The 2,771-nt window shown below is 42.4% G+C and carries 2 protein-coding genes; one reads left to right on the forward strand and one right to left on the reverse strand.

The genetic code is table 11. From position 1 onward, the window contains the following. The coding region (locus tag CLV98_RS23025; RefSeq protein ID WP_146202353.1) for a hypothetical protein at nucleotides 1-827 on the reverse strand (827 nt) is incomplete at its 3' end. Nucleotides 828-1,157: 330 nt separating this feature from the next. On the opposite strand from CLV98_RS23025, the gene CLV98_RS23030 reads away from it, so the two are divergent. Continuing rightward, nucleotides 1,158-2,627: a carbon starvation CstA family protein gene (locus CLV98_RS23030; RefSeq protein WP_109678474.1), complete on the forward strand. Its 1,470-nt coding sequence runs from the start codon at nucleotides 1,158-1,160 to the stop codon at nucleotides 2,625-2,627. Nucleotides 2,628-2,771: the final 144 nt, after the last annotated feature.

The following is a 2,771-nucleotide window of genomic DNA, read 5'->3' on the forward strand; positions in this document are numbered from 1 at the left end:
ATCCCCAGCCCCAAGAGTGCACATACCACGATATTAGCCAATCGTAACCATTGTTCCGGCGGATTGACATAAATAAAACTTCCAACAAAAGTAAAAAACAAACGAGCCATCCAATCGATTCGAAAGGGGCCACTTTGCGGGCCTGTAGAAGGCTCAAAATTTATAAAAAGCAGGAGTAATAGCGCCAGACTTAAGGTCGACCAGATGGCTAACGATCGATACCTATTTTTGGCCCAAAGTAGGTAACCTCCAAGAAACAGGGCTAAAAAGCCATTTCCAAATGAAAATACCGCCAGAATAACAAAGACCACACCAACCCAAAAAGATTTACTGTTCCATGCTACCGATCGGTTGAGACAATACAAACTGAGAACAGAAAAGAAAAAAACCGAGTAATACTGGATCCCGCCCCAATAGTAGAAGGAAACCTGATAAAAGGCTAAATCGAAGAAGAAAGTGGCACAAATCAACAATGCCGCGTATAAGGGTACTTTGACACCGAGCAGCAATCGAACTAGAAAAGCAAAACTTCCTAATAAAAGTACATTCTGAATGAAAATAAGGTGCGTAAAGTTAAGGCGTCCAAAAAGCAAGTAATAACCGGAGGCCAATAGTCTGGAAACTACAATACGATGATCGTTATGCTTGCTGATTAGGACATTGATCTTTTCCCAAGTATTGCTGCTGTCGAAGTAAAAACGTTTTATAAAAGATACCGTAGCGATATAATCGTCATAGGACGGAGCATTTAATGTTTCGCTAAACAATACAAAACAAAAGGCAACGAACATCAGCACACTTATAAAGATAGCAAATCTAGAATTCATGTTTTGTGGAGCCACTTTTAATCTAAAACATACACTATTTACATTACCGAAAATAACTAAATGCATCGACAACTACCGGAATAGTTATTAAACGGCAACTCCATCTCTAAGCGGTTTGTAGAAATAATAACAAAAGATACACTTAGAATACAATTCATTGAAAAAGAAGGGGATTATGAAAATTCTGATCCGTATACGTAGAAAATAGAAACTGGACGAATCGATAGGCATAAAAAACGAATCGTAATAACTTGGAATGTAGTTAGTAGATTCCCCCCTCTTCTGCGTTTATTGTACTTTAGACCTCTATTACCAGTCCGCTTTACATATATGATTACTCTTATACTTTCGATTATCGTTCTCATTTTGGGATATTATATCTACGGGAGCATTTTGGAAAAGGTGTTTGGAGTCCAGGCATCACAACAAACCCCCGCACATCGGTTAGCCGATGGAGTCGATTTCGTTGTGCTTCCTACTTGGAAGATATTTCTCATCCAATTCCTTAATATAGCGGGTCTAGGGCCCATTTTTGGTGCCATTGCCGGAGCTATGTATGGACCAGCGGCATTTTTATGGATCGTCCTAGGGAGCATTTTCGCTGGAATTGTCCATGATTATTTTTCAGGAATGCTATCCCTTCGGCACGATGGCAAGAGCATTAGTGAAGTGGTAGGCATCTATATGGGCGACGGAGCCCAGCTCGTGATGCGTGCCTTTACAATACTCTTATTGATATTTGTAGGGACTGTTTTCTTAGTAGGCCCTGCTAAGATAATAGACGGTATGACCGGCAGCATTTTTGGCCTATGGGGCTGGGTAGGCATTATTTTGGTATACTATATACTCTCCACCCTCCTACCAATCGACAAGTTTATTAGCAAACTATACCCCATCTTTGGGATTGCGATGCTTTTGATGGCCATCGGGCTCATCGGGGCCTTATTTTTAGGAGACTATCACATCCCCGAACTGACGCTTAGCAATATGCGTAATATGACGGCCAACCCAGAAGCCACCCCTCTTTTCCCTATGCTTTTTGTTACTATCGCCTGCGGTGCTGTCTCGGGCTTCCACTCCACCCAGTCGCCACTGATGGCCCGCTGTATGGGAAACGAGCGGTCGGGAAAGGTGATATTTTCGGGCACTATGATTACCGAAGGGGTAGTGGCCCTGATATGGGCTGCCGTCTCTATGACTTTTTTTGGTTCAGTAGAAGGTCTTAACACCACAATGGCTGCCAATAACAATAATGCTGCCTGGGCTGCCAACGAGATATCAGTCAATATGCTGGGGCCATTTGGTGGAATCCTCGCCTTATTGGGCATTGTAGCGGCACCCATTACTTCGGGAGATACTGCCTTTCGTTCGGCGCGATTGATACTAGCCGATATCTTCAAGCTAAGCCAAAAAAATCTGTTACAAAGACTGTGGATTAGTATCCCTCTTTTTGTAATCGCTTTCGGACTTACCCAAATCGACTTCGCAATCATTTGGAGATACTTTTCATGGAGCAACCAAACCCTGGCCACCATAGTCCTATGGACCATTACCATCTATTTGTCTACTCAAGGCACTTCTTATTGGGTATCGCTAGTCCCTTCTGTATTTATGACTATGGTTTGTAGCTCCTATATTTTGATAGCTCCCGAAGGATTTCACATAGCACACACTCCAGCTTATATTATATCCTTCACCTTCACCATTTTAGCCACCATTTTCTTTTTCTGGATCCGGTTTAAGCAGCAAAAAGCTAATTCGGCACCAATAGAAATCATGCAAGAAGAGCAACAGGAATAACCACGGGAGAAGCGATTCCCTCCATATTTCTTATACCTGAGCTACCATGGCCAAATTGGGCAAAAGAATTCCATTCCGTTCTACCCATTGGTCTTTTAAGGTTTTAAAACCCATTTTCTCGAAAAAAGGCCTGGCGGTGATACT

It is taken from the genome of Dyadobacter jejuensis (assembly GCF_003149085.1).
Lineage (GTDB): Bacteria > Bacteroidota > Bacteroidia > Cytophagales > Spirosomataceae > Dyadobacter > Dyadobacter jejuensis.

What these genes read in the sequence shown, in the direction of transcription:
- CLV98_RS23030 (WP_109678474.1), top strand. Translation starts at nt 1,158, where the DNA reads ATGATTACTCTTATACTTTCGATTATCGTTCTCATTTTGGGATATTAT.